This is a genomic window from Sulfurimonas sp. (assembly GCF_023228785.1).
Lineage (GTDB): Bacteria > Campylobacterota > Campylobacteria > Campylobacterales > Sulfurimonadaceae > Sulfurimonas.
The window spans coordinates 38305-60178 of record NZ_JALOAN010000007.1 but is presented as its reverse complement, the minus strand read 5'-3'; the positions used below and the strand labels follow the sequence as shown (position 1 = coordinate 60178).

Here is a 21874-nt window from a genome sequence, read left to right as displayed (position 1 = left end):
TTTATTTTTCTGTCAAAATTTTCATCTTGTTAGACTCATCAAGTCTTACAATAAGTGATTTATCTCCACTAAACTCAAAAGTGTCAGACTTGTAATCTTCATAAAAAGTTATTTGGTAAACATCTTTAGTTCCTGGATATGGGACTACATTTATATCTTTAAATATAATAGTTTTTTTTTCTATCTTTTTAAATACTCTTGTTTTATACTTTTTAAATTTATCAAAATTCATACCATCAAATCTTATAAATTCTTTTGCATAAAAATTAAGATAACCATCTATATCATCATATAGCCAACTATATCTCCAACTATAAAGATCAGAAAGAATTGAAGTTAAGATCTCTTTTGAAATATTTTGTTTTACTTCATCACCATTGATTATAAGAAGAGTGTTTTGTACATCTATATTTTCATCTAAAACTTCTATGCTAGGGTTGTCTATAGCTATACAGCCTTGTGTAAACTCATCTCTTTCTTTTTCCGTTGGGAGACCATGTATCCAGATCCCATAACCATTTTTACCTCTGTACTTGTCATATTCATTTGGATATGACGTAACAAAAGCGAGTGGTCCATAAAATGAGTCAAGCTTATTTTCTTTTGTAAGTTTTTTTGTTATTTTATAAACGCCAATAGGAGTCTTTAAGTCTCCTTCTTTAAGCTTGTCACCTTTTTCTTTTCCTGTAAATGCACTATATTTTTTCTTTAACTTATAAGTATTATTGTCATCTTTTGAATATAGAGCTAGAGTAGATAAGTCTTTATTACATGTTAAAATATTTTTATATGATTCTATGTAGCCAAAAGTATTGTCTGTATCTTTTAAATAGTGACTCCAGTAAACTTTGCTCGTAAGCTCTAGATCCATATGTTTTTCAATGTTATCAATACCATTTAGGCGGTAATTAGTAAGAACATCACTAGCAAACAGAGATAAGCTAATAAGTACTAACAAAATTATTTTCATGATATATATCCTATTTCTTCAAGATAAGATTTGTCTTTAGACCAACCTTTTTTTACTGCAACTTCTAGACTTAAGTAAGTTTTTTTACCACTTAAGCGTTCTATTTTCTCTCTAGCAGATGAAGAGATTCTTTTTATAGAATTTCCAGCTTTTCCTATAATGATGCCTTTTTGTGACTCTTTTTCTATAATGATAGTAGCATGAATACTATCGAGTCCTTTTTCCTCTTTTATAGAGTCTATTAAAACATCAGACTCATAAGGAATCTCATCACTAACATTGTCAAAAATCGCTTCTCTTATAAAACCTGCATATATATCCCGCACAAGTTCGCTTGTCAAATCACTTGGATCATAAAGAAATGGCGACTCTGGAAGATGTTTTGAAATGATTTTTAAGAGATCTTCATGACCAACTTTTTTAGAGATACTCACAGGTATCAAAGCTTCAAATTCATTTCCATATTGGTTATAAGAGTCTATCTTTTTAAAGAGTTTTATCTGATTTACTTGGTCGATTTTACTAAGGACTACAATATGTTTAACTCTTGAATTATTAAGTTTTAAAAACTTCTCGTAATGTTCTAGTGAGTCAGTCACAGGAGCAAGATATACAATAAGGTCACAATCGCCCATAGCTTTTAGTGCCTCATCGAGCATAAACTGGTTTAGTATCTTCTCTCTCTCATGGATGCCCGGAGTATCCACAAAGATGATTTGAGTATCGCCGTGCATTACTATAGCGTTTGAGCGTTTTCTTGTAGCGTTGGCTTTTTGACTAACCATAGCTATGTTTTCACCCAAAAGTGAGTTCATAAGTGTGCTTTTTCCAGCATTTGGACGCCCAATAAGAGATACAAAACCTGCTTTTGTCATTTCTTTATTACCTTTAATAAAATCATTTTTTATGATTATAGTATATAACGAGACAGATTGTCATCTTCGACAATAAGATCTAGTTTTTCGTGTATAAGTTCGCTTTTTATTACAAACTCTTTGCCTTTGTACTCATGAGCATTAAAACTTACATCTTCTAAGACTCGCTCTAGTACAGTATGAAGACGTCTAGCACCGATATCTTCAGTTATCTCATTTGCACGATGTGATAGTTTTGCTATAGCTTTTATCGCCTCATCCTCAAAAACAAGCTTAACATCTTCTACACCTAAAAGTGCTTCGTACTGCTTCAAAAGTGAGTTTTGAGTCTGAGTAAGAATCTTATAAAGAGTCTCCTCAGTCAGAGATTCAAGTTCAACTCTTAGTGGAAATCTACCTTGAAGTTCAGGTATAAGATCACTTGGTTTTGTTGTATGAAATGCACCAGCTGCGATGAAGAGAATATGGTCAGTGTTTATAACTCCATACTTAGTAGTAACACTACTTCCCTCAACTATAGGAAGCAGATCTCTTTGAACTCCCTCTTTACTAGGGTCATTTCTGCCTTGTGACTTTGCACTGATAGTAATTTTATCTATCTCATCTAAGAAGATTATGCCACCATCTTCAGCTCTTCTTAGTGCTTCGGCATTTATGCTATTCATATCTAAGAGTTTGTGACTAGCTTCAGCTCTTAAAATACTCTTTGCATCTCTAACACTTAACTCTTTTTTTCTATCTTCTTTGTTCATAGATTCAAAGATCTTAGAAAAAGATTCTTGAACTTTTGCCATCTCAGGAGGAAGATTTGTATCGCTAAATTCAACATGGATCTTATCAACTTCAAGTTCGATGATTTTATCGTCCATCTCTCCATCATTGACACGTCTCTCCATAACTTCTAAAAGTCTTTGATAATCATCTTTTTTGCTCTCGCTTGCACTCTCTGGTAGGGGAGGGAGAAGTTTTTCAACTATTTTATTTAAAACATAGTTATCTATTTTTTCTTGGTTTTGCCCCTCTTTTTCTTCTTTTACAATAGCAATAGCAGCGATAACTAGATCTCGGATCATTGACTCAACATCACGACCAACAAAACCAACTTCAGTATATTTGCTAGCTTCTACTTTGATAAAAGGAACTTTCATCATCTTTGCAAGTCTTCTTGAGATCTCAGTCTTTCCAACACCAGTAGATCCAATCATAAGAATGTTCTTAGGCATGATCTCACTTTGAAGTTCTTCGCTTAACTGCATTCGTCTATATCTTGTTCTAAGAGCAAGAGCTATTGTTTTTTTAGCATCTTTTTGTGAGATGACATATTTGTCAAGATACTCTACAATCTCTTTTGGAGTTAAATTCACTGAGTGTCCCCTTGAAGTGTAAGTACTTTTATGTTGTGGTTTGTGTAGATACATAGATCTGCTGCGATAGAGAGGCTCTCACGAATGATCTCTTCTTCGTCTAGATCTGAGTGCTTTTTTAAGGCTCTTGCAGCTGAGAGTGCATAGTTTGAACCACTTCCAATTGAAGCTATCTCTCCATCCTCAGGCTCAACAACATCGCCATTTCCTGTAAGAATAAATATATGGTCATTGTTTAAAACTATCATCATAGCTTCTAAGCGGCGAAGAACTTTGTCTTTTCTCCATGCTTTAGAAAACTCGATAACAGACTTTAAAATGTCGCCTTTTTTATCTTCTAAAAAATCCTCAAACATATCAAAGAGATTAAATGCATCAGCTGTACTTCCTGCAAAACCAGCGAGGATCTTGCCATTATGAAGTGTGCGGATTTTTGTAGCATTTGCTTTTAGAACTGAGTTTCCAAAAGTAACTTGTCCATCTCCACCAATTACAGCTTTGTTTTTACCTTTATAGGCAAGTATTGTAGTAGCATCAAACATCGTTATCGGTCTCCTTTAGGAGGAACAAGTCCCTCTTCAATTCCTCTCACTGAAGCTATGCTTTGTGACAAGAGAATTTTTATCATTTTATTCTCCCTGTACATCCACATGTAGTTTTGCGTGAATAGCGTGACCTAGCTTTAAGTCAAGCTCATGTTCACCTACAGTTTTTATAGCAACTTTATCTATTATATGCTTTTTATCTATCTCAATATTGTGTTGTTCAAGAAGTGCAAGAGCTACTTCATCTTTAGTAATTGCACCAAAAAGACTACCATTTTGTCCCATTTTTTTAGTAATGATAATTTCTAACTTATCAAGCTTTTTAGCGATCTCTTTTAAACTTGCAATCTCAGCAGCTTCATCAGCAGCTCTTTGTGCCTCATCAGCTCTGTGTTGTTCTAAAATCTCAGCAGTAGCATGTTTTGCAAAGCCTTTAGCTACAAGAAAGTTTTTTCCATAACCATCTTTAACTTCTTTAACTTCACCTTTTTTACCTAAACTTTTTACATCTTTAATCAATAATACTTTCATATAATTTTCCTTAAATTTTTTATCTTACAATCTCTCCAGCATAAGAGACTATTCCTCGAGTTAAGTTTCCTATTTTTTCATATCCCATATCGCCCAGTATTCTAGCACAGTGAGCTGAACGGCTTCCTACATGACAATAAAGTATAATATTTTCATCTTTACTTAATTTTGCATCATCTAGGACTTGAAAAAAACTGCTTGTTGGAACAAGTGCATCAGCACCTTTTATATGACCCATTTGCCACTCCATGTGCTCACGAACATCTATAAGTTTAAACTTTGTCATGCCTAGTTCTCTAGCTTCTATAAGTGATAGTAGCTCATCTGCATCTAGTTCTGCTTTATTTACAAGTAGCTCACACTCATCTTTACTCAATCCTCTTGAGTGATTGTGAACTATCTCTTTCATATCCATCTCTAAGCGTTTTTTTGCAGCGAATTCTGGTGTACAATAGATACCACAGTGACAAGTTCCATCTGTTGGAATTTCATTTTCTATAGCTGGTTTACAAGGACAGACTCTATCATCAACACTTTTTGGTTTATCTCCACTGCTATCAACCATAAAACATGGACAAAATCTTTTTCCATACATCATCTTGTTTCTAGCGAGACCTAGTTGTACGCCCTCATTTAATTCAGCTTCTGGATGGTATTGCCATCCAAATTGAGATAAAACTTTGTCTGTAAAGTCTATGGTTTTTTCTAACTCTGCTTGAAATTCATGAGAGTTTATATCTATCTTTATTATACTCATATGCCACCTTTTGTTATCTGTTTTTTCTAGCTTTACCTTCGATAATAAATCTTAAAGCATTTAGTTTTATAAAACCCTCTGCATCTTTTTGATTGTAAACTTCATCCTCTTCAAAAGTTGAGTACTCTTCTGAGAAAAGTGAAACACTAGAATTTCTTCCGACAACCATAATATTGCCTTTATAGAGTTTTAGACGCACATTTCCTTCTACAAATTCTTGAGATTTATCTATTGCAGCTTGGAGCATCTCTCTCTCTGGAGAGAACCAAAAACCGTTATAGATGAGTTTTGCATAGCGAGGCATCATCTCATCTTTTAAGTGAGTCGCTTCGCGGTCAAGTGTTATGGACTCCATAGCACGATGAGCTTTTAGCATAATTGTTCCACCCGGAGTTTCATAACATCCACGAGCTTTCATTCCAACAAAACGATTCTCAACAATATCTATACGACCAATACCATGTTTTGAACCTATCTCATTTAGAGTTTTAAGCATTGTAGCTGGACTTAACTCTTTACCATTTAGTGTTATTGGATCTCCGTTTTTATAACCAAGTTCAATATACTCAGCCTCATCTGGAGCATTCTCAGGAGAGCAAGACCATAACCACATACTCTCTTCTGGCTCAGCGTTTGGATCTTCTAAGATACCGCCCTCATAAGAGATGTGAAGTAGATTTGCATCCATAGAATAAGGTGATTTTTTACCTTTTTTCTCTATAGAGATACCATGCTTCTCTGCATAAGAGAGTAATTTTTCTCTTGAGTTTAGATCCCATTCTCTCCATGGAGCTATGATAGTTAGAGTCGAGTCTTGGCTTAGGTAACCCATCTCAAAGCGAACTTGATCGTTTCCTTTTCCAGTTGCACCGTGACTAACGCCATCAGCACCAGTTATTTTAGCGATCTGGGCTTGTCTTTTTGCAATTAGTGGACGAGCTATAGAAGTTCCTAGTAAGTATTCACCCTCATAGATTGTGTTTGCTCTAAACATAGGATAAACATAGTCTTTAACAAACTCTTCTCTTAAGTCATCTATAAAGATATTTTCAGGTTTGATACCAAACTCTAAAGCTTTTTTTCTTGCAGGCTCTAACTCTTCGCCTTGACCTAAGTCTGCTGTGAAAGTTACAACCTCACACTTATACTCATCTTGTAACCACTTTAAAATAACACTAGTGTCTAGTCCGCCAGAATAAGCTAAGACTACTTTTTTAACTTCTTTTTTCATACTAAATGTCCCTTTTGCAAAATAAATGTCGCGAGTTTACAATAAAAGAGATTAAAAGTGGGTTAGCAAATTGTGTAGAGTAGATTTAAGTGAAGAGTGTTTGATTCAAAAGGGAGTTAAACTCTTAGCCTTTTGAGTCAAATAGTATACCAACTACTTCTTGCATTTTTGGAAGAAAATCCATAGCTTGTTCAGCTGGAAATCGTCTAAGCATCTTGTTGGTTTTTTCTTCTATAACAGATACATAAAAAATATCATCTCTATCAACACCAAATTTAATGTCGGTGGTAATAGGCGACATCGCATCGTTTAGTTGTTTAACTAACTCTTGGACTTGCTCTTTAGAATTTATCTTTTCATTTGTGTTAGAGTTCTCTTTTTGAATCTCTTTTACAATATCAACTTGCTTAGGTTGTTTAACTACAGCTTCTACCTGTGCAGATTCTCTTCCTTGAGTTTCTTGCATATTTGTTTGTAATTGTTGTTGTCCTGCAACATTTGCTACGCCATCCATGACTTGCTCCTTAATTATAAAGAATACTATAAATACAAAATCGGCATATTCATAGATGACTTTAATTAAAAAGCACAAATTTGTAATATATGTCCTAAAAGCTACAAAAACTATGATAATCTTTCACGTATGAAAGACTACCTAGAACTACTAAAATCAGAACCCATTTTTAGAAGATTATCAACTATTCAACTCATCGCATATTTTGGTGCATGGTTTAGTAATATCGCCATTTATACGCTACTTTTAAATCTTAATACATCAGCATCTGTTATAGCTTTTGTTGCTATGCTTCACTTCCTAGCAGGTGTTATTCAAGCTCCTTTTTCAGGCTCTATTATCGATAGTTTTAAACCTAAGAAGATCTTGCTCATACTCATAACTATAGAGATCTTTGCAACGTTTTTCTTGATTTTTGTGACTTCAGTAGATGATATGTGGCTTTTGTATCTTTTGATATTTTTAAAAATGGCAGCTGCAAGTTTTTACTTTACAACTGAGATGTCACTTCTTCCTAAGATCTTAAGAGGTAAAAAACTTCAAAAGGCTAACGAACTTCATTCCATCATTTGGTCACTCTCATATACTTTAGGAATGGCAATAAGTGGTTTTTTTGTCTATTGGTTTGGTGTTAAAGTTGCTTTTATTGTAGATGCTTTGATGTTTGTTGTTGGTTTTATCTTGCTTTATAATTTAAAAATAGAGATAAATATAATTAAGACAGATGAAAACCTTTTTGAGATGATGAAGGATACTTTTAGATATATAAAAAGAACTCCACAGGCATTGCATCTTATGATTATCCACGCTTTTGTAGGACTTACTGCTTTTGATGCACTTGTAGTTTTAATGGTAGATCAGTACTATGTAGGCATCATAGCTAGTTCACTAGCTCTTGGTCTTCTTCACTCAGCTCGCGCAGTTGGATTAGTGATTGGTCCGATGCTAATTAGCCGCTTTGTAAATAACAAAACTTTAGTCTATGTTTTTATGGCTCAAGCTGTAGCGGTTTGGATCTGGGCAGTTTTAATGAGAGACTTTTATCTTTCACTTTTTGCTAGTGTCTTTGTTGGGTTTTTCACTACAACTCTTTGGTCTTACACTTACACTCTTTTGCAAAAAAATATAAAAGAGAAGTATTATGGACGCATGGTTGCATATAATGATATGCTATTTTTAAGTTCAGCTGCTCTTGTCTCTTTTATGATAGGTTTCTTAGCTACACATGACTTCTCTTTGCAGAGTATAGCTGTGCTTATGGGAGTTGGCTTTGTCCTTGGTGGGCTTTATTTTAAATGGATTTTAAAAACACAAACAATTAAGGATGTAAGTGATGATTTATAACTCTAAGATTGGAGATATTGATTTATCAAAGTTAACTAGACTCTATCCAGCCGCAGTTGTAGAGATGCAAGGCGATGAGGCGGAGATGAGTTTAGAATGGATAGAGATGAATGGGGAGAAAGTTAACCTAAAAGAGTATATATTGGTCTTTGATTTTACGCTTGCAAATGAAGAAAAAAAGAATAAAAAAATTCTTCATTTTAAAACAAAAGATGAGCTGATCAAAACCATGCAAGAGGTAGCACAATTTTTTCAAAACTAATCTCAAATGATACAAAAAGAGTCTTTCGCCTAGCCATCCCAGCAGCTTTAAAACATCTTGTAGATATTTTACAAATCCTTATAGATATGCTTATGGTTGGGATGATTAGTGTCTCAGCACTTGCGGCAGTGGGTCTTAGTATGCAGTTTATGATGGTTATAAATGTTTTGATGACTCTCTATGTGGTTGGTGGAAATGCTGTAATTGCTCGTTATATTGGTCAGGGCAGAAAAAAAAGAGCTTCTGCACTGCTTTATGGGCTTGGGCTTTTTGCTATATTTTTATCTATATTTGTAACTATTGGCGGATACTATGGAAGTTCTTATATTTATGAACTTATGGGAGCATCGCAAGATGTTATCTTAGAGGGTTCAAGATATTTTGAGATCCTCTCACTTGGAATCGTTCTTATATTTTTGGACAATCTTCTTTACAATGCACTCTCAGCAGCAGGAGACACTTCAAGCTCGCTATATATAAAACTTTTCTCTGCCGGTGTCAATGCTTTTTTTAACTATGTACTTATTTTTGGTCATTTTGGCTTTGATGCTTATGGAATTGAGGGAGCTGCCGTTGCTACTTTGATATCTTATTTTTTAAGTATAGTAGCCTACTATTTTCTTCTAAAGAGATCTAGTTCTAAGCTAAATTTTATACCAATTATCAAAATGAATGACATTATAAGAGCATTAAAAGTTGGTTGGAGTGCAGCGCTAGATCGTGGGATCTCGAGTATGTCTTTTTTAGTTTTTGTCTCTATCATCGCAGCCTATGGAACAGCAGGACTAGCTGGTTATCAAGTAGGGCTTCGAATAGAAGGTATCGCTTTTATGCCAGGGTTTGGTTTTTCTATAGCAGCCATGGCTCTAGTTGGTCAAAATATTGGCGCAAATGACAAAATAAGAGCCTATAATATGGGAATAATTAGTGGACGCGTAGCCTATGTTTTTATGGGAAGTGTTGGTGTGTTTATGATACTTTTTCCAGAGTTTCTAGTCTCATTTTTTACACAAGATGAGCTTACAATTGTAGTTGCATCGCAGTATCTTATACTTGTAGGTTTAGCTCAGATCCCACTTGCCATAATGTTTGTTTACTCTGCAGCGCTAAGAGGTGCAGGGGCTACAAAAACAACTCTGAAGATTAACTTTTGGTCCTTATGGCTTTTTAGGGTTTTGCCATCATATATAGCATATAAAATGGGATTTTCTTTGGTGGCTATATTTGTTATTATGAATATTGAAACTCTTTTAAAAGGAATTATATATTGGTATATTTATCAAAAAAGAGAGTGGTTAGATACAAAAGTTTAGATGAAAAATGTTACAATGTGTCCCAAAAATGAAAAACGATAACAAAGAGTCATATTGAATACACCACAAAAGACGAAACAAAAGACACTCTTACTATCCATCAGCGTACTTTTAGTATCGTGGATAGTGGGTTATGCCTTTTTAAACTATCAATTTACAAACTCTATAAATGAAGAGCTTGAGAAGATTACTAACTCAACTCAAAAACTCTTTAAAGCAAAACTGACTGAAAATAGTTTGGCACTCTCTCTTAAGCTTGATGAAATAATTAGCTCAGAAGGTTTAGCTAAAGCAGTCGCTAATGAAGACTATCAAGAGTTAGATGCAATAGTTTCACCATACTATGAACGATTAAAAATAGCTAACAAAGATATAGAGATACTTACATTCCGTTCTGCTGATGGCATGACAATTTATCGTGCACACAAGAGAGAGTTTAGAGGCGATGAACTTAACAAAAAAAGAACACTTATAGTTGATACTAACAATATGCAGAGATCTTTTAGTGGGTTTGAAGTTGGTAAGTTTGAGATGACTTATAGAACTACACAAGCTATATTTTACAAAAAACAATATGTTGGAAATGTAGAGCTAGGAGTTTCTCCAAGATACTTTATCAAAGATTTAGGCATTATATTTGATATAGAAGTAGGCATGGCTATTAAAAAAAGTATATCAGATCTTATTATTGAAGATGATAAAGTTTTCATAGATGAAAATTACAATTTAATTAGAGGAAGTCAAACCCTAAAAAACTACTTTACTGATAAAGAATCTATGCCTAATTTTAAAGTAAATATGAACATTCCTTTACAAAACCATTTAAGCCAAACTTTGGGTTATCTTATCGTTGGTCTTGATAGTTCAGAGATTGTCAATCAAAACAGAGACTTTATGTATAAGCTTCTTTTTATGGGCATATTGGTGGCGATACTGCTTGTTATAGTTCTACATAAAAGTTTCAATATGATGCTTGATTATTTTAAAAAAAAAGTATTTATAGATCATCTTACTGGTTTAAAAAACAGACAAGCCCTAAACATTAAACTCTACTCAGGAGAGGCATACGTTTTGATTTTGAGTAACATTAAAGAGTTTAGCCTTTTAAATGAGATCTACGGTATAGATGTTGGAAATGAAGTTCTGATTCAAGTAGCCCGTGAACATGAGAAGTTTGCAAAAGCTAATGGCTTTAACTCTTATAGAATATCTGCGGATGAGTATGTACTTCTTAGAGAGGAGAAAAATATTCAAGTAGATATTTATACGGAGATACTAGATAAGCTTCATCATAAAATAAATAATCTATCTATCTATGTTCCTATTATTGAAGAGACGCTAAGAGTTGAGATCTACTCAGGCGTCTCATTTGACCATGAACTCTCACTAGAACAAGCTCAAATGGCTATAAAAAAGGCTAAAGAAAAAGCACTTCCATATCTTGCCTATTCGCAAAATGTAGATAGTAAAAAAAGCTCACAACATATTTTAGGGATGAAAAAAATCATCAGACATGCATTAGATAACAAAAATGTTATTCCATTTTTTCAGCCAATTACAGATAGAGATGGAGTCATAATTAAGTATGAAGCTCTTGTGCGCATCATAAACTTTGAAAATGGCAAGAAAAATATTATATTTCCAGATGACTTCTTAGCCGTTGCAATTAAGAGTGGTTTATATATAGATGTAGCACATGAAGTGCTTTCTCAAGCCTTGGAAGTTTTTGCAACAAGACCTGAAAAAATTTCTATAAACCTCTTACCAAATGATTTTTTTAATTACTCTTTAATGGATAAGTTAGTAGAGTTGATAACTACTTTTAACTCACCACAAAAAATTGTTTTAGAAATTACTGAACAAGAAGGTATAGAGGATTTTGATAGACTTCATAGGGCTATAAAAGAGTTTAGAAGACAAGGAGTTTTGATAGCAATTGATGACTTTGGAAGTGGCTATGCAAACTATGCTCATATCTTAAAGATCAGACCAGACTACTTAAAGATCGATGGTTCACTGATTAAAAATATCTTAGAAGATCAAGAGTCACAGATTTTAGTAAAGAGTATTATTCGTTTTGCAAAAGATCTTAAAACAAAAACAGTAGCAGAATTTGTAGAGAGCAAAGAGATCTATGAGTTGCTTAAAGAGTATGGAGTTGATGAGTTTCAAGGCTACTATTTTGGTCGTCCTAAAGATTTTATAAATAATTACAAAGAGATAGAGATTATATGAAGTTACAAGAAGAGATAATAGAAATAATACAAGATAATAAAAGTCTTGTAGAGTATAAAAATAACCAAATCATTATTTTGAAAAAAAAGCTAAGAGATGGTATCTATAAGATAATAGATGATACGCAAGAAGCAAAAGAGGCACTAAGGTTTTCGATCAAAAAAGCACTAGATCTAAAGCAGAGTGATATAGTTGTAATCAAACAAGAACAGATATTTATAAAAATTTTTGATGTTGAAAAAAAGAAAAAGATCACTGAAAAAGATGCCAATACTGTAGCTGGTAGATTCAATGGTATAGAAGAGAGTGAGTTAAAAGATTTTTACAAAGAGTATTTCTCAAGAGCAGAGAGTAAGAAGTTTTTTAACAAAATAGTTAAAGCATTTACAGAGAAATATTTTTTAGAAGAAAAGATAGATAATGATAGATATGAAAAGTTTGTTTTTGCATATGTTCAAGCTATCATTATGCAAGAGTTGGTTAATGAATTTGATCATTGTGAAGACTTTTTAAAAGGTTTTAGCGGATATATATTTAGGATACATTTCAACGAAGTTTTTGAAGGTGTAGCTGAGTTTATGTTAAATGAGATCTCTAGATCAAATGACTTTATGGTTGAGTTTTTAAAGTACTACTCACTAAATATTATTATAGTTGATGGTTATAAATATAAAGTTCCATTGTTACTAACTGAAGAGGGGATGAAGTGGAATGTAGTCTCAATGCTCTCAGTTGCCAAGGTATATATCAGAACAAAAGTATCTATACAAGAGATAAAAGAGTATGCAAGGGAGTTAGATAAAAAGATAGTAGAGTTTTTTGTAGATGGAATCTCGCCAGTAGAGTACAACAAAGAGTGTAGAGAAGATAGACAAAAATTGACAGATCTTTTAAGAGTTGAAGCTAGAGTGCTTCAAGATATGTTGGATGATATATATGGCATCAAAGATCCAAAAGAAAAAGAACAATTAAGAATTGATATAGAAGAAAAAAAGCAAGAGATAAAAGATATAAAAAAGACAATAGAAAATATCTTATCTAAAGAGATAAAAAGAGGAGTGCTAGATAAGTACTTAAAACTAGAGCGAGAGATGGACAGTATTTTAAGAGACATCAAAGCTCAAGAAAAGATTTTAAAACAAAATACTGCATCATTTCTATCTATAAAAAAGTCACTTGTAAAAGCACTTATATCAAAAAAACAGCGAATATAAATATTTTTTGAGATAGGATTTTGCTATGAATTATCAAGACTATAAAAAAGCAGTAGATCTCTTAAATCTCTACTCACACCACTACTATGTTTTAGACGATGCTCTTACAACGGATGAAGTCTATGATAAACTTTACCATGATGTCTTAGCATATGAACTCACAAATAGCAAAGAGGTATTAGCAAACTCTCCAACTCAAAGAGTTGGAGACGCTATATCTAGTGGGTTTGTAAAAGCTTCTCATCTCTCTCGTATGTGGTCACTTGAAGATGTTTTTGACTCAGATGGACTTCAAAAATGGCTTACTAAAACCTACAAACTCGATAGCAAGATCTCTTTTTATTGTGAACCAAAGTTCGATGGTGCCTCACTAAATCTCATCTATGAAGATGGAGTTTTAACTAAAGGCATAACTCGTGGAGATGGAGAGATTGGAGAGTTAATTACTCAAAATGTAAAGACTATCAGATCTGTTCCACTTACAATAAAACATAAAGAGCGTATAGAGATCCGTGGTGAGGTTGTTATCTTTAAAGATGAGTTTGAAGCTATAAACGAGCTTAGACTTAAAAATGGTGAAGCTCTCTTTGCAAATCCTAGAAATGCAGCGGCTGGGAGTTTAAGACAACTTGATGCGAGCATTACCGCTTCAAGAAACTTGGTTTTTTTACCCTATGGAGTAGGAGAAAATTCTTTAGAGTTTAAACTTTTGAGTGAAGTTATGGAGTACATCTATGAGCTTGGCTTTAGAAAACCACCTCTTAGAAAAACTTGTGAGGGTTTTGATGAGATAGAGTCCATATATAAAGAGATGTTAGAAAAAAGAGACTCTTATAGCATGATGCTCGATGGAATGGTTGTAAAAGTAAATGAGATAGCATCGCAGATAGATATGGGCTATACAGTTAAAACTCCTCGTTTTAGTGTTGCTTATAAGTTTCCTGCCGTTGAGAAGATCACAACCGTAAGAGAGATTGTGCTTCAAGTTGGTAGAAGTGGAGTGGTTACTCCCGTGGCACAAGTAGAGCCAACCGACATCGATGGAGTTGTAGTTGAGAGAGCAACTCTACATAACTTTGATGAGATACAAAGAAAAGATATTCGCATAAACGATAAGGTAATCATTCTTAGAAGTGGTGATGTTATTCCAAAGATCATTAAGGTTTTAACTCATGAGAGAGATGGAAGTGAAGTTGCATATATAAGACCAACGGAGTGTCCAATTTGTGAGAGCGAACTTTTAGATGAGGGAGTTTTACTTAAGTGTCAAAACTTAGCGTGCTCAGCTAGAGTTGTAAACTCCATTCTCTACTTTGCATCAAAAGCATGTCTAAATATTGATGGTTTAGGAGTGAAAATAGTTGAGGCTCTTTTTAACTCAGGACTCGTAAAAAGCGTAGTGGATCTTTTTGATCTTACTCAAGAAAAACTTCTAACTCTTGAGGGTTTTAAAGAGAAAAAGGCACAAAATCTTTTGAGATCTATAGAAAATGCTAAAGGTTGTGACTATTTTAGATTTATAAACTCTTTGGGGATTGAGCATATTGGAGAAGTAGCTTCAAAGACTTTGAGCGAAGCTTTTGGATCTGCTTTTGTAGATGCTACTAAAGATGAGATAATTTTATGTGATGGTATTGGTGAAGAGATGGCTGAGTCTCTTTTGGAGTTTGTGAGAGTAAACCGTGAGACAATAGCCATTTTGCAAGATCTTATAAAACCGCTTGAACCTGTAAAAAGAGAAGAAGCACAGGAAAACCCATTTAAAGCAAAAACTGTTGTTTTAACTGGAAGTATGAGCGAGTCACGCGGAGTTATAAAAGAGTTACTAGAGTCTCTTGGAGCAAAAGTTTCAGGTTCAGTTTCTAAAAAAACAGACTTTTTGATCTATGGCGAAGATGCTGGAAGTAAGTATGATAAGGCTATGGATCTTGGAGTTGTTTGTTTAGATGAAGATGAGATGAGATCTAAGCTTATATGAGACTAGATAACTACCTTGTAGCTAACGCATTGGCTAAGAGCAGAACGAAGGCTGGAGAGCTTATAAAAGCCTCTTTTGTGAGTGTAAACTCTAAAGTAATAACGAAGAGTTCATTTGTACTAAAAGAGAGCGATGAGGTAGAAATAAAAGAGCATAAAGCTTATGTTTCTCGCTCAGCTCATAAACTAGCTTCGTTTTTAGATGAACTTGAACTTGAACTTGATCTTGAAGACTTTGTAGCTTTAGACATTGGATCTTCAACTGGTGGCTTTACAGAGGTTTTACTTGAAAATGGTGTAAAAGAAGTTAGCTCTGTAGATGTTGGATACGAACAACTTCACAAGAGTATAAAAGAAGATCCACGAGTCACTTCTTATGAGTCTTGTGACATTAGAGAATTTAAGAGCGAGAAGCACTTTGACATAGTTGTAAGTGATGTCTCTTTTATATCTTTGTTAAATATATTAGACGATATTGACAGACTCGCATATTCAAAAATTATACTTCTTTTTAAACCTCAGTTTGAAGTAGGGCGTGAGGCAAAGAGAGATAAACATGGTGTTGTAACAGATCCAAAAGCCATAGAGAGAGCGATGATCAAGTTTGAAGATGCTACAAAGTTAAAAGAGTGGAGACTTGTTAAAAAATCTCCATCAAAATTAACTGGCAAAGAGGGCAATTTAGAATATTGTTACTTTTTTACAAAATAAACTTGATAACCTCTTTTTTACCTTTATCGGTTATACTCAGCGAATGAAAAAATTAATTACTCTATCATTACTTTTTGTTATTGGTTTTTCTATACTGCATGAGTATGTTTATGTAGCATTAGAAGATGATCATTGCACTGTAGTAGAGTATATTAGCGAGTTTGACACACCACAACCTCATGGAGATCTATGTAGTATTCATTTTGAATACCATCAGTCATATTTACTCTCTAAAAAGGTTATGTTACAAAACATTGACTACAAAGTTACCGCAAACAAAACTGACAAAGAAATATACAACTTCAAAACCCATCTAGAATTTTATAAACCCCCAATCGCATAATCCTTTACGAAACAAAACTAGATTCTGAATCAAGTTCAGAATGACGAGATGTAGTTCAGAATGACGACATATTCAGAATGACGAGATATTAGTTCAACATGACGACATATTAGTTCAGGATGACACACACAACCGTCACTCCGTGCTTGACACGGAGTCTCATGAGATTCTGAATCAAGTTCAGAATGACGAGATGTAGTTCAGAATGACGACATATTAGTTCAGGATGACACACAACACTATTGATTACAAGAGGATACATAATGATAAAAATATTATTAGCAGTTGTCCTAATCTCAGCATCGCTATTTGCACAAAATTTTGATGCTTTTTTAGACAACGCACTAAAGAGTAGCCCTTACTTGAGATCTTCAAACTTAGAGATCTCTCAAGCAAAAGAGCAAGGTCGGATCCATACAAGATATGAAAATCCAACACTAGATCTAGTTTACTCTAGGTTTAAACCAGATGGTTCAAAAGATGAAAATGGATACAGCGTAAGCATTACTCAGCCCATTAGACTATGGGGAGTTAGTAGTGATGCAGATGCTCTCTCAAACGCAACTATTAAGAAAGCAACCTCGAGTTACGCTCTCTCTTATGCGGAGTTTATTCGTGATCTTTCACTACTTTTTACAGAGTATGCAGATCAAAGAAAAATGCATGAACTTTCAAAAGAAGAGTTAGAAATAGCAAAACATATTTATGAGATCTCAGTACAAAGAAATATGGCAGGGACTATTTCAAAGGGCGAGATGCTTCAATCTCAGGTTGATTTTGAAATGGTAGAGATAAAAGCACAAACTCTAAACCTTGACATACAAGAAAAGTACTTTACTCTTTTAGAATTTGCTGGAATTTCACAAGAGATAGAACTAGAATTTACTCATGAGTTTAAATTAGCTAAGGAAACATCGCCTGCAAATAACCCAGAGATAAATTTTCTCCTAAGCTATAAAAATGAAGCAAAAGCTCTTTCTCAAGTAGGTTCTCACAAAGTAAAGTGGGTAGATATAAGTGCTGAGTATGAGAATGAGCCAGATCAAGATGTGTTTAGAGTTGGAGCTTCAATTCCACTTGCTATTTTTAACGACTCAAAACAAGAGATGCAAATAGCGAAGCTTGAAGCAGACAAAACTCATTTTCTAATAGAGAACCAAGAGGCAAAGCTATCTATTGAGATAAAGAGGCTTAATAAACAAAGAGATCTGCTCTTGCTTTTAAAATCTAAAAATGAGAAGACTCTAAAAACACAAATAAAACTTTTAGATATGTTTGAAGATGGCTATAAAATAGCAAGTATTAACTTACTAGAACTTCAAAATATTAAAAATAGAGTGATACAAACAAAAGAGTCTCTTATAGAAATTGAGACTTCGTTAAGCAAAAATATTATCACAAATAATTATCTCATAGGAGTATATAATGACTAAGATTTTTTTACTAACAAGTGTTTTAGCACTGACACTATTTGCAGTTGACATACCAACAAAACATGCAAAAATGAGAGAGTTCTCAAAGTCCATAGAGTTAAACTCACAAATAGTCCAGCTCTCAAATGCAAAACAATCAGTTATGTCACTTGTTGGCGGTCACATAGAGAAGTACTTTGTAAAAGTAGGTCAAAGTGTGAAAAGTGGAGAAAAAATAGCTCTTATAGAGTCTATAGTCCTCTCAGATATGACAGCAAACTTCATCTCTTTAAAGACTCAACTAGACTCACAAGAGAAAAACTTTCAAGCCTCTAAAACTCTTTATGAAAAAGGGATGACTTCGATGCAAGAGTTAAACCAAGAGAGCATTAAAAGAGATGAAGCTTTAGCAAAACTAACATCTTTAAAATCTCAACTAAGTACTTTAGGCATAAACACAAGCTCACTAAAGCGAGCTTCATCTAGTTACATCCTTTATGCTCATAGTGATGGAATTGTCTCACAAATACTACAACCACTTCACTCAAGCATAAAAGAGGATACTCCGATCATCTTAGTTACAAAAGAACAAGCTTTTTATTTGAAGTCTTTTTTACCTCTAAAGTATGGATCTAGAGTAAGAGTAGGGCAAAAGATAGTTATAGATGTTGAGGATGACAAAATAGCTTCTAATGTTACTCAGATACTGCCAGAAGTAGATGAGAAAACACAAAGAATAGTCCTTCTCTCAAGCATAGATAGTAGTTTTAACAAGCTTTATGAAAATGCTTATACGAGTGCTAAACTTTACTTTGACAATACAAAAAGTTATGTAGCAGTACAGAGATCTGCACTCTCTTTTTTTAACAATGAATGGGTTATTTTTACCTCTAAACATGAGCAACACAAAGAAGAAGCTCACGATGAACACGAAGGTCATGAGCATGAAGAAGAGAATGAAAAACATACCAAAGAAGTAGATGAGCATGAGGGTCATGGTGAAGAAAAAGAAACACCTTACGGAGTTCGTGTTGTAAATATTGTAGCTCAAGATGAAGAGTTTGTAGCAGTTGAGGGATTAAGAGTTGGGGAGATCTATGTTAGTGACAAAAGTTACTTCGTAAAGTCTCAGCTACTCAAATCTTCCCTTGGCGGACATGGTCACTAAGGAGAGAGGATGCTAAATAATCTTATAGATATTTCACTAAAGTACAAGTTTTTAGTACTAACTCTTTTCATTGCCATTAGTGCTTTTGGTTTTAAAGCCTATAAAGATATACCCATAGATGCTTTTCCAGATATAACGCCAAAGCAAGTTGTCATCTACACTGAGAGTAATGGTAACTCCGCTGAGGACATTGAAAAACTCATAACTTACCCCATAGAGTCAGCACTCTCAGGAATGGCTGGAGTTAAGAAGATAATGTCAAACTCGTTTTTTGGACTCTCTTATGTTTCAGTCTTTTTTGAAGATAAAATGGACATATACTTTTTACGCCAACTTGTAAATGAGAGGCTTAGTAGTGTAGATATTCCAGAGGGTTGGGGCAAGCCAGAACTTGGACCAAACACCACAGGACTAGGTCAAGTCTTTTGGTACAGACTCAAAGATGCGAGTAGTAGCTACACACTTCAAGAACTCCGTGAGATGCAAGACTACATTGTCACTCCACTACTAAAAAGTGTTACAGGAGTTGAAGAAGTTATAGGTTGGGGTGGAGATGAAAAACAATACAATGTTTTAGTTGACACTAAAAAACTTCAAAATGTTGACATTACTTATGAAGATGTTATAACTGCACTTCAAAAAAGTAACCTCTCAGCAGGAGGTCAATACTTAGAGTTTAACCGTGAACAGTACTTGATCCGTGGATCTGGGCTTTACAAATCTTTAGATGATATTAGAAACTCAGTTTTAAAATCAAGCGAAGGTCAAGCTGTAACTATTGGCGATATTGCTGAGGTTGAAGTTGGCGTGGTTCCACGCTTTGGAGCAGTTAGCATAGATGGAGATGAAGCTGTTATGGGAATGGTTCTACAAAGAACTGCAACAAATGCTGCAAAAGTAGTAGGTCACATAAAAGAAAAACTTCCAACCATAAACTCTACGCTTCCAAAAGATGTGAGCATAGAGACTATTTATGACAGAACTGAGATAACAAACAAGGCGCTAGAAACTATGACATCTGCACTTATGATGGGGATGATTTTAGTCGCATTTATATTGTTTTTGTTTTTATTTGAGTTTCGTTCTGCATTTATAGTGATCTTGTCTCTACCAATATCGCTACTTATTGCTTTTTTGCTTATGGATTATTACGGACTCTCAGCAAATCTTATGACTCTAAGTGGACTAGCAATTGCGGTTGGGATGATCGTAGATGCGACTATAGTTGTAGTTGAAAACACCTTTCGTAAACTTCATAATGAAGAAGAAAACTCCAAATTAAAGGTAATTGCAGATGCAACAAAAGAAGTAGCAAAGCCCATAACATTTGCAGTTCTCATCATTGTAGCTGTGTTTATTCCTCTTCTCTCACTCGATGACTTAGCAGGAAAACTATACTCTCCTATGGCACTTAACATTGTCTTTGTCATGCTTGGCTCGCTTTTTGTGGCTTTAGTTTTAGTTCCTACTTTAGCGTTTTTCTTACTAAAACCTACAAAAAATTCACAAAACAGACTAATGGACGCTTTAAAAGGAGCATACGCTCCACTACTAATATTTTCACTCTCAAATTCTAAAAAAATCTTAGCTTCTGTTAGTATTATATTTTTAGCTTTACTTTTTGTGCTTTTACAACAAGGTCGTGAGTTTATGCCAGCACTAAATGAAGAGTCGATCATGTATAGAGTTATAGCCATTCCAGGGACTGCTCTTACTCAGTCGGTTGAAAATGCTGCAATGATAGAAAAACACATACTAAAAACCTACCCAAATGAGGTAAGTTCAGTGCTTTCTATGGTTGGTAGAAGTGAAAAAGGCGAGACTGCTCAGGCTAACTATATGGAAGTTTTACTCACTCTAAAAGATGGCATAAAAGATCTACCTGCTCTTACACATGAAATGAATGAAGATCTACAACATTGGTTTGAACACATTGCTTTTGTTCCAACTCAGCCCATTGCTATGAGGATAGAAGAGCTTTTAGAGGGTGTGAGTTCTGAACTTGCCATAAAAATATATGGCTATGACCAAAAAGAGTTAGATGCTATTTCTAAAAATATTCAAAATACAATAAGCGGTGTTCGTGGACTTGTAAGAATGGAAGTAGAGACTCAACTAGGTCAAGCTCAGATAAAAATAGAGCCAAACTACTTAGCACTTGCTCGTTATGGCATTAGTGTAGATGAGGTTATGCAGGTTATTCGTAATGGCATTGGCGAAGAAGAAGTTACTCAGATGATCGAGGGCATTAGAAGGTTTCCGATCGTTGCAAAGATCAAAGATGCAAAAAAAGACATTGAGGCTTTAAAAGAGGTAATTCTTCGCTCAAAAAATGGCTCACTTGTAACACTAGATCAGGTTTGTGACATTGGGATCTCACATGGAGCATCGTTTATAAAAAGAGAAAATCTTAGTCGTTATATGGTTCTCTCGATGGAAGTAGATGGACGAGATGTGGCTTCATTTGTAAAAGAAGCAAACAAGCTTATAAAAGAGAGTGTTGAGATGCCAACTGGTTACTACATCGACTGGGCAGGGGATTTTAAAAATATGCAAGAGGCTACTCAAAAGCTTATGGTCATCATCCCTATAACTATCTTTTTAGTTATCTTACTTCTATATACTGCATTTAACTCCATCTCAAAAGCGATGCTGATTTTAATAAATGTACCTTTTGGTTTCATAGGAAGCATAATAGCTCTTATAGTAAGTGGCATTTACTTGTCTATTTCCGCTGTTGTAGGGTTTTTAGCTATTTTTGCAATAGCCATCTTAAACGGCATAGTTTTAGTCAGTTTTATAGATGAGCTAAGAAGTAAATTTCCTAACGAAGATCTAAAAGTTTTACTAAAAGATGCAACACTACTTCGTCTTCGCCCAGTGCTGATGACAGCATTTACAACGCTATTTGGGATCTTACCACTTCTATATGCAAGCGGTGTCGGAAGCGAGATCCAGTACCCACTCTCAGTGGTCATAACAGGCGGGATCATAAGTTCAACTATACTTACACTTTTAGTTTTACCAGCTGGTTATTACTTGATGTATAGAAAGAAAACTTAGATATTCCTACTTGTTCCCACGCTCCGCGTGGTAACACATATAAAG

Annotated in this window: 19 protein-coding genes; 11 read left to right on the top strand and 8 right to left on the bottom strand. The window is 34.4% G+C overall.

The genetic code is table 11. The features are described from left to right. Nucleotide 1: 1 nt before the first annotated feature. From M0Q24_RS02980 to M0Q24_RS02945, 8 genes are all read right to left on the bottom strand, one after another. Nucleotides 2-970, bottom strand: coding sequence for a L,D-transpeptidase family protein (locus M0Q24_RS02980; RefSeq protein WP_295047026.1), 969 nt, complete (start codon nucleotides 968-970; stop codon nucleotides 2-4). Beyond that, nucleotides 967-1845, bottom strand: a complete 879-nt coding sequence (gene era / locus M0Q24_RS02975) for a GTPase Era (RefSeq protein WP_295047023.1) — start codon at nucleotides 1843-1845, stop codon at nucleotides 967-969. The genes M0Q24_RS02980 and era overlap by 4 nt, the downstream gene beginning before the upstream one ends. A 35-nt stretch (nucleotides 1846-1880) precedes the next feature. Continuing rightward, a complete protein-coding gene (gene hslU / locus M0Q24_RS02970) occupies nucleotides 1881-3209 on the bottom strand; it encodes an HslU--HslV peptidase ATPase subunit (RefSeq protein ID WP_295047021.1) in 1329 nt (442 codons plus the stop codon). Further along, on the bottom strand, nucleotides 3206-3751 hold the full coding sequence (gene hslV / locus M0Q24_RS02965) for an ATP-dependent protease subunit HslV (RefSeq protein ID WP_295047019.1): 546 nt from the start codon (nucleotides 3749-3751) through the stop codon (nucleotides 3206-3208). The genes hslU and hslV overlap by 4 nt, the downstream gene beginning before the upstream one ends. Nucleotides 3752-3838: 87 nt before the next feature. Beyond that, a complete protein-coding gene (gene rplI, locus M0Q24_RS02960) occupies nucleotides 3839-4285 on the bottom strand; it encodes a 50S ribosomal protein L9 (RefSeq protein WP_295047016.1) in 447 nt (148 codons plus the stop codon). 19 nt (nucleotides 4286-4304) lie between these two features. Then, the gene (locus M0Q24_RS02955; RefSeq protein WP_295047014.1) at nucleotides 4305-5042 is read right to left on the bottom strand and encodes a ferredoxin-thioredoxin reductase catalytic domain-containing protein; all 738 of its coding nucleotides are present in this window, start codon (nucleotides 5040-5042) and stop codon (nucleotides 4305-4307) included. 13 nt (nucleotides 5043-5055) lie between these two features. Further along, on the bottom strand, nucleotides 5056-6273 hold the full coding sequence (locus M0Q24_RS02950) for an argininosuccinate synthase (protein ID WP_295047011.1): 1218 nt from the start codon (nucleotides 6271-6273) through the stop codon (nucleotides 5056-5058). Between the two features lie 124 nt (nucleotides 6274-6397). After that, a complete protein-coding gene (locus M0Q24_RS02945; protein ID WP_295047008.1) occupies nucleotides 6398-6787 on the bottom strand; it encodes a flagellar protein FlaG in 390 nt (129 codons plus the stop codon). A 129-nt stretch (nucleotides 6788-6916) separates the two neighbouring features. Between M0Q24_RS02945 and M0Q24_RS02940 the strand changes: the two genes are divergently transcribed. The 11 genes from M0Q24_RS02940 to M0Q24_RS02890 all read left to right on the top strand — a co-directional run bounded on the left by M0Q24_RS02940 (nucleotide 6917) and on the right by M0Q24_RS02890 (nucleotide 21829). Continuing rightward, nucleotides 6917-8131, top strand: coding sequence for an MFS transporter (locus M0Q24_RS02940; protein WP_295047005.1), 1215 nt, complete (start codon nucleotides 6917-6919; stop codon nucleotides 8129-8131). Next, complete coding sequence (locus M0Q24_RS02935; RefSeq protein ID WP_295047083.1) at nucleotides 8121-8393, top strand: hypothetical protein; 273 nt, start codon at nucleotides 8121-8123, stop codon at nucleotides 8391-8393. The genes M0Q24_RS02940 and M0Q24_RS02935 overlap by 11 nt, the downstream gene beginning before the upstream one ends. Next, entirely contained in the window at nucleotides 8378-9706 is a 1329-nt protein-coding gene (locus M0Q24_RS02930) for an MATE family efflux transporter (protein WP_366934168.1), read from the top strand. Before M0Q24_RS02935 ends, M0Q24_RS02930 begins: the two co-directional genes overlap by 16 nt. A 54-nt stretch (nucleotides 9707-9760) precedes the next feature. Continuing rightward, nucleotides 9761-11941 (top strand): EAL domain-containing protein, encoded by a 2181-nt coding sequence (locus tag M0Q24_RS02925; RefSeq protein WP_295047001.1) that lies wholly within the window; start codon nucleotides 9761-9763, stop codon nucleotides 11939-11941. Continuing rightward, nucleotides 11938-13155, top strand: coding sequence for a hypothetical protein (locus M0Q24_RS02920; protein WP_295046998.1), 1218 nt, complete (start codon nucleotides 11938-11940; stop codon nucleotides 13153-13155). The genes M0Q24_RS02925 and M0Q24_RS02920 overlap by 4 nt, the downstream gene beginning before the upstream one ends. Before the next feature lie 25 nt (nucleotides 13156-13180). Continuing rightward, a complete protein-coding gene (gene ligA, locus M0Q24_RS02915; RefSeq protein WP_295046995.1) occupies nucleotides 13181-15133 on the top strand; it encodes an NAD-dependent DNA ligase LigA in 1953 nt (650 codons plus the stop codon). Beyond that, a complete protein-coding gene (locus M0Q24_RS02910; protein ID WP_295046992.1) occupies nucleotides 15130-15843 on the top strand; it encodes a TlyA family RNA methyltransferase in 714 nt (237 codons plus the stop codon). The genes ligA and M0Q24_RS02910 overlap by 4 nt, the downstream gene beginning before the upstream one ends. A 43-nt stretch (nucleotides 15844-15886) precedes the next feature. Further along, nucleotides 15887-16186, top strand: a complete 300-nt coding sequence (locus tag M0Q24_RS02905) for a hypothetical protein (protein ID WP_295046990.1) — start codon at nucleotides 15887-15889, stop codon at nucleotides 16184-16186. Between the two features lie 263 nt (nucleotides 16187-16449). Beyond that, the gene (locus tag M0Q24_RS02900; protein WP_295046987.1) at nucleotides 16450-17619 is read left to right on the top strand and encodes a TolC family protein; all 1170 of its coding nucleotides are present in this window, start codon (nucleotides 16450-16452) and stop codon (nucleotides 17617-17619) included. Further along, the gene (locus tag M0Q24_RS02895) at nucleotides 17612-18766 is read left to right on the top strand and encodes an efflux RND transporter periplasmic adaptor subunit (protein WP_295046983.1); all 1155 of its coding nucleotides are present in this window, start codon (nucleotides 17612-17614) and stop codon (nucleotides 18764-18766) included. The genes M0Q24_RS02900 and M0Q24_RS02895 overlap by 8 nt, the downstream gene beginning before the upstream one ends. A 9-nt stretch (nucleotides 18767-18775) precedes the next feature. Further along, nucleotides 18776-21829 (top strand): CusA/CzcA family heavy metal efflux RND transporter, encoded by a 3054-nt coding sequence (locus M0Q24_RS02890; RefSeq protein ID WP_295046981.1) that lies wholly within the window; start codon nucleotides 18776-18778, stop codon nucleotides 21827-21829. Nucleotides 21830-21874 lie beyond the last annotated feature (45 nt).

What these genes read in the sequence shown, in the direction of transcription:
- M0Q24_RS02980 (WP_295047026.1), bottom strand. Translation starts at nt 970, where the DNA reads ATGAAAATAATTTTGTTAGTACTTATTAGCTTATCTCTGTTTGCTAGT.
- era (WP_295047023.1), bottom strand. Translation starts at nt 1,845, where the DNA reads ATGACAAAAGCAGGTTTTGTATCTCTTATTGGGCGTCCAAATGCTGGA.
- hslV (WP_295047019.1), bottom strand. Translation starts at nt 3,751, where the DNA reads ATGTTTGATGCTACTACAATACTTGCCTATAAAGGTAAAAACAAAGCT.
- rplI (WP_295047016.1), bottom strand. Translation starts at nt 4,285, where the DNA reads ATGAAAGTATTATTGATTAAAGATGTAAAAAGTTTAGGTAAAAAAGGT.
- M0Q24_RS02955 (WP_295047014.1), bottom strand. Translation starts at nt 5,042, where the DNA reads ATGAGTATAATAAAGATAGATATAAACTCTCATGAATTTCAAGCAGAG.
- M0Q24_RS02950 (WP_295047011.1), bottom strand. Translation starts at nt 6,273, where the DNA reads ATGAAAAAAGAAGTTAAAAAAGTAGTCTTAGCTTATTCTGGCGGACTA.
- M0Q24_RS02945 (WP_295047008.1), bottom strand. Translation starts at nt 6,787, where the DNA reads ATGGATGGCGTAGCAAATGTTGCAGGACAACAACAATTACAAACAAAT.
- M0Q24_RS02940 (WP_295047005.1), top strand. Translation starts at nt 6,917, where the DNA reads ATGAAAGACTACCTAGAACTACTAAAATCAGAACCCATTTTTAGAAGA.
- M0Q24_RS02935 (WP_295047083.1), top strand. Translation starts at nt 8,121, where the DNA reads ATGATTTATAACTCTAAGATTGGAGATATTGATTTATCAAAGTTAACT.
- M0Q24_RS02920 (WP_295046998.1), top strand. Translation starts at nt 11,938, where the DNA reads ATGAAGTTACAAGAAGAGATAATAGAAATAATACAAGATAATAAAAGT.
- ligA (WP_295046995.1), top strand. Translation starts at nt 13,181, where the DNA reads ATGAATTATCAAGACTATAAAAAAGCAGTAGATCTCTTAAATCTCTAC.
- M0Q24_RS02910 (WP_295046992.1), top strand. Translation starts at nt 15,130, where the DNA reads ATGAGACTAGATAACTACCTTGTAGCTAACGCATTGGCTAAGAGCAGA.
- M0Q24_RS02905 (WP_295046990.1), top strand. Translation starts at nt 15,887, where the DNA reads ATGAAAAAATTAATTACTCTATCATTACTTTTTGTTATTGGTTTTTCT.
- M0Q24_RS02900 (WP_295046987.1), top strand. Translation starts at nt 16,450, where the DNA reads ATGATAAAAATATTATTAGCAGTTGTCCTAATCTCAGCATCGCTATTT.
- M0Q24_RS02895 (WP_295046983.1), top strand. Translation starts at nt 17,612, where the DNA reads ATGACTAAGATTTTTTTACTAACAAGTGTTTTAGCACTGACACTATTT.
- M0Q24_RS02890 (WP_295046981.1), top strand. Translation starts at nt 18,776, where the DNA reads ATGCTAAATAATCTTATAGATATTTCACTAAAGTACAAGTTTTTAGTA.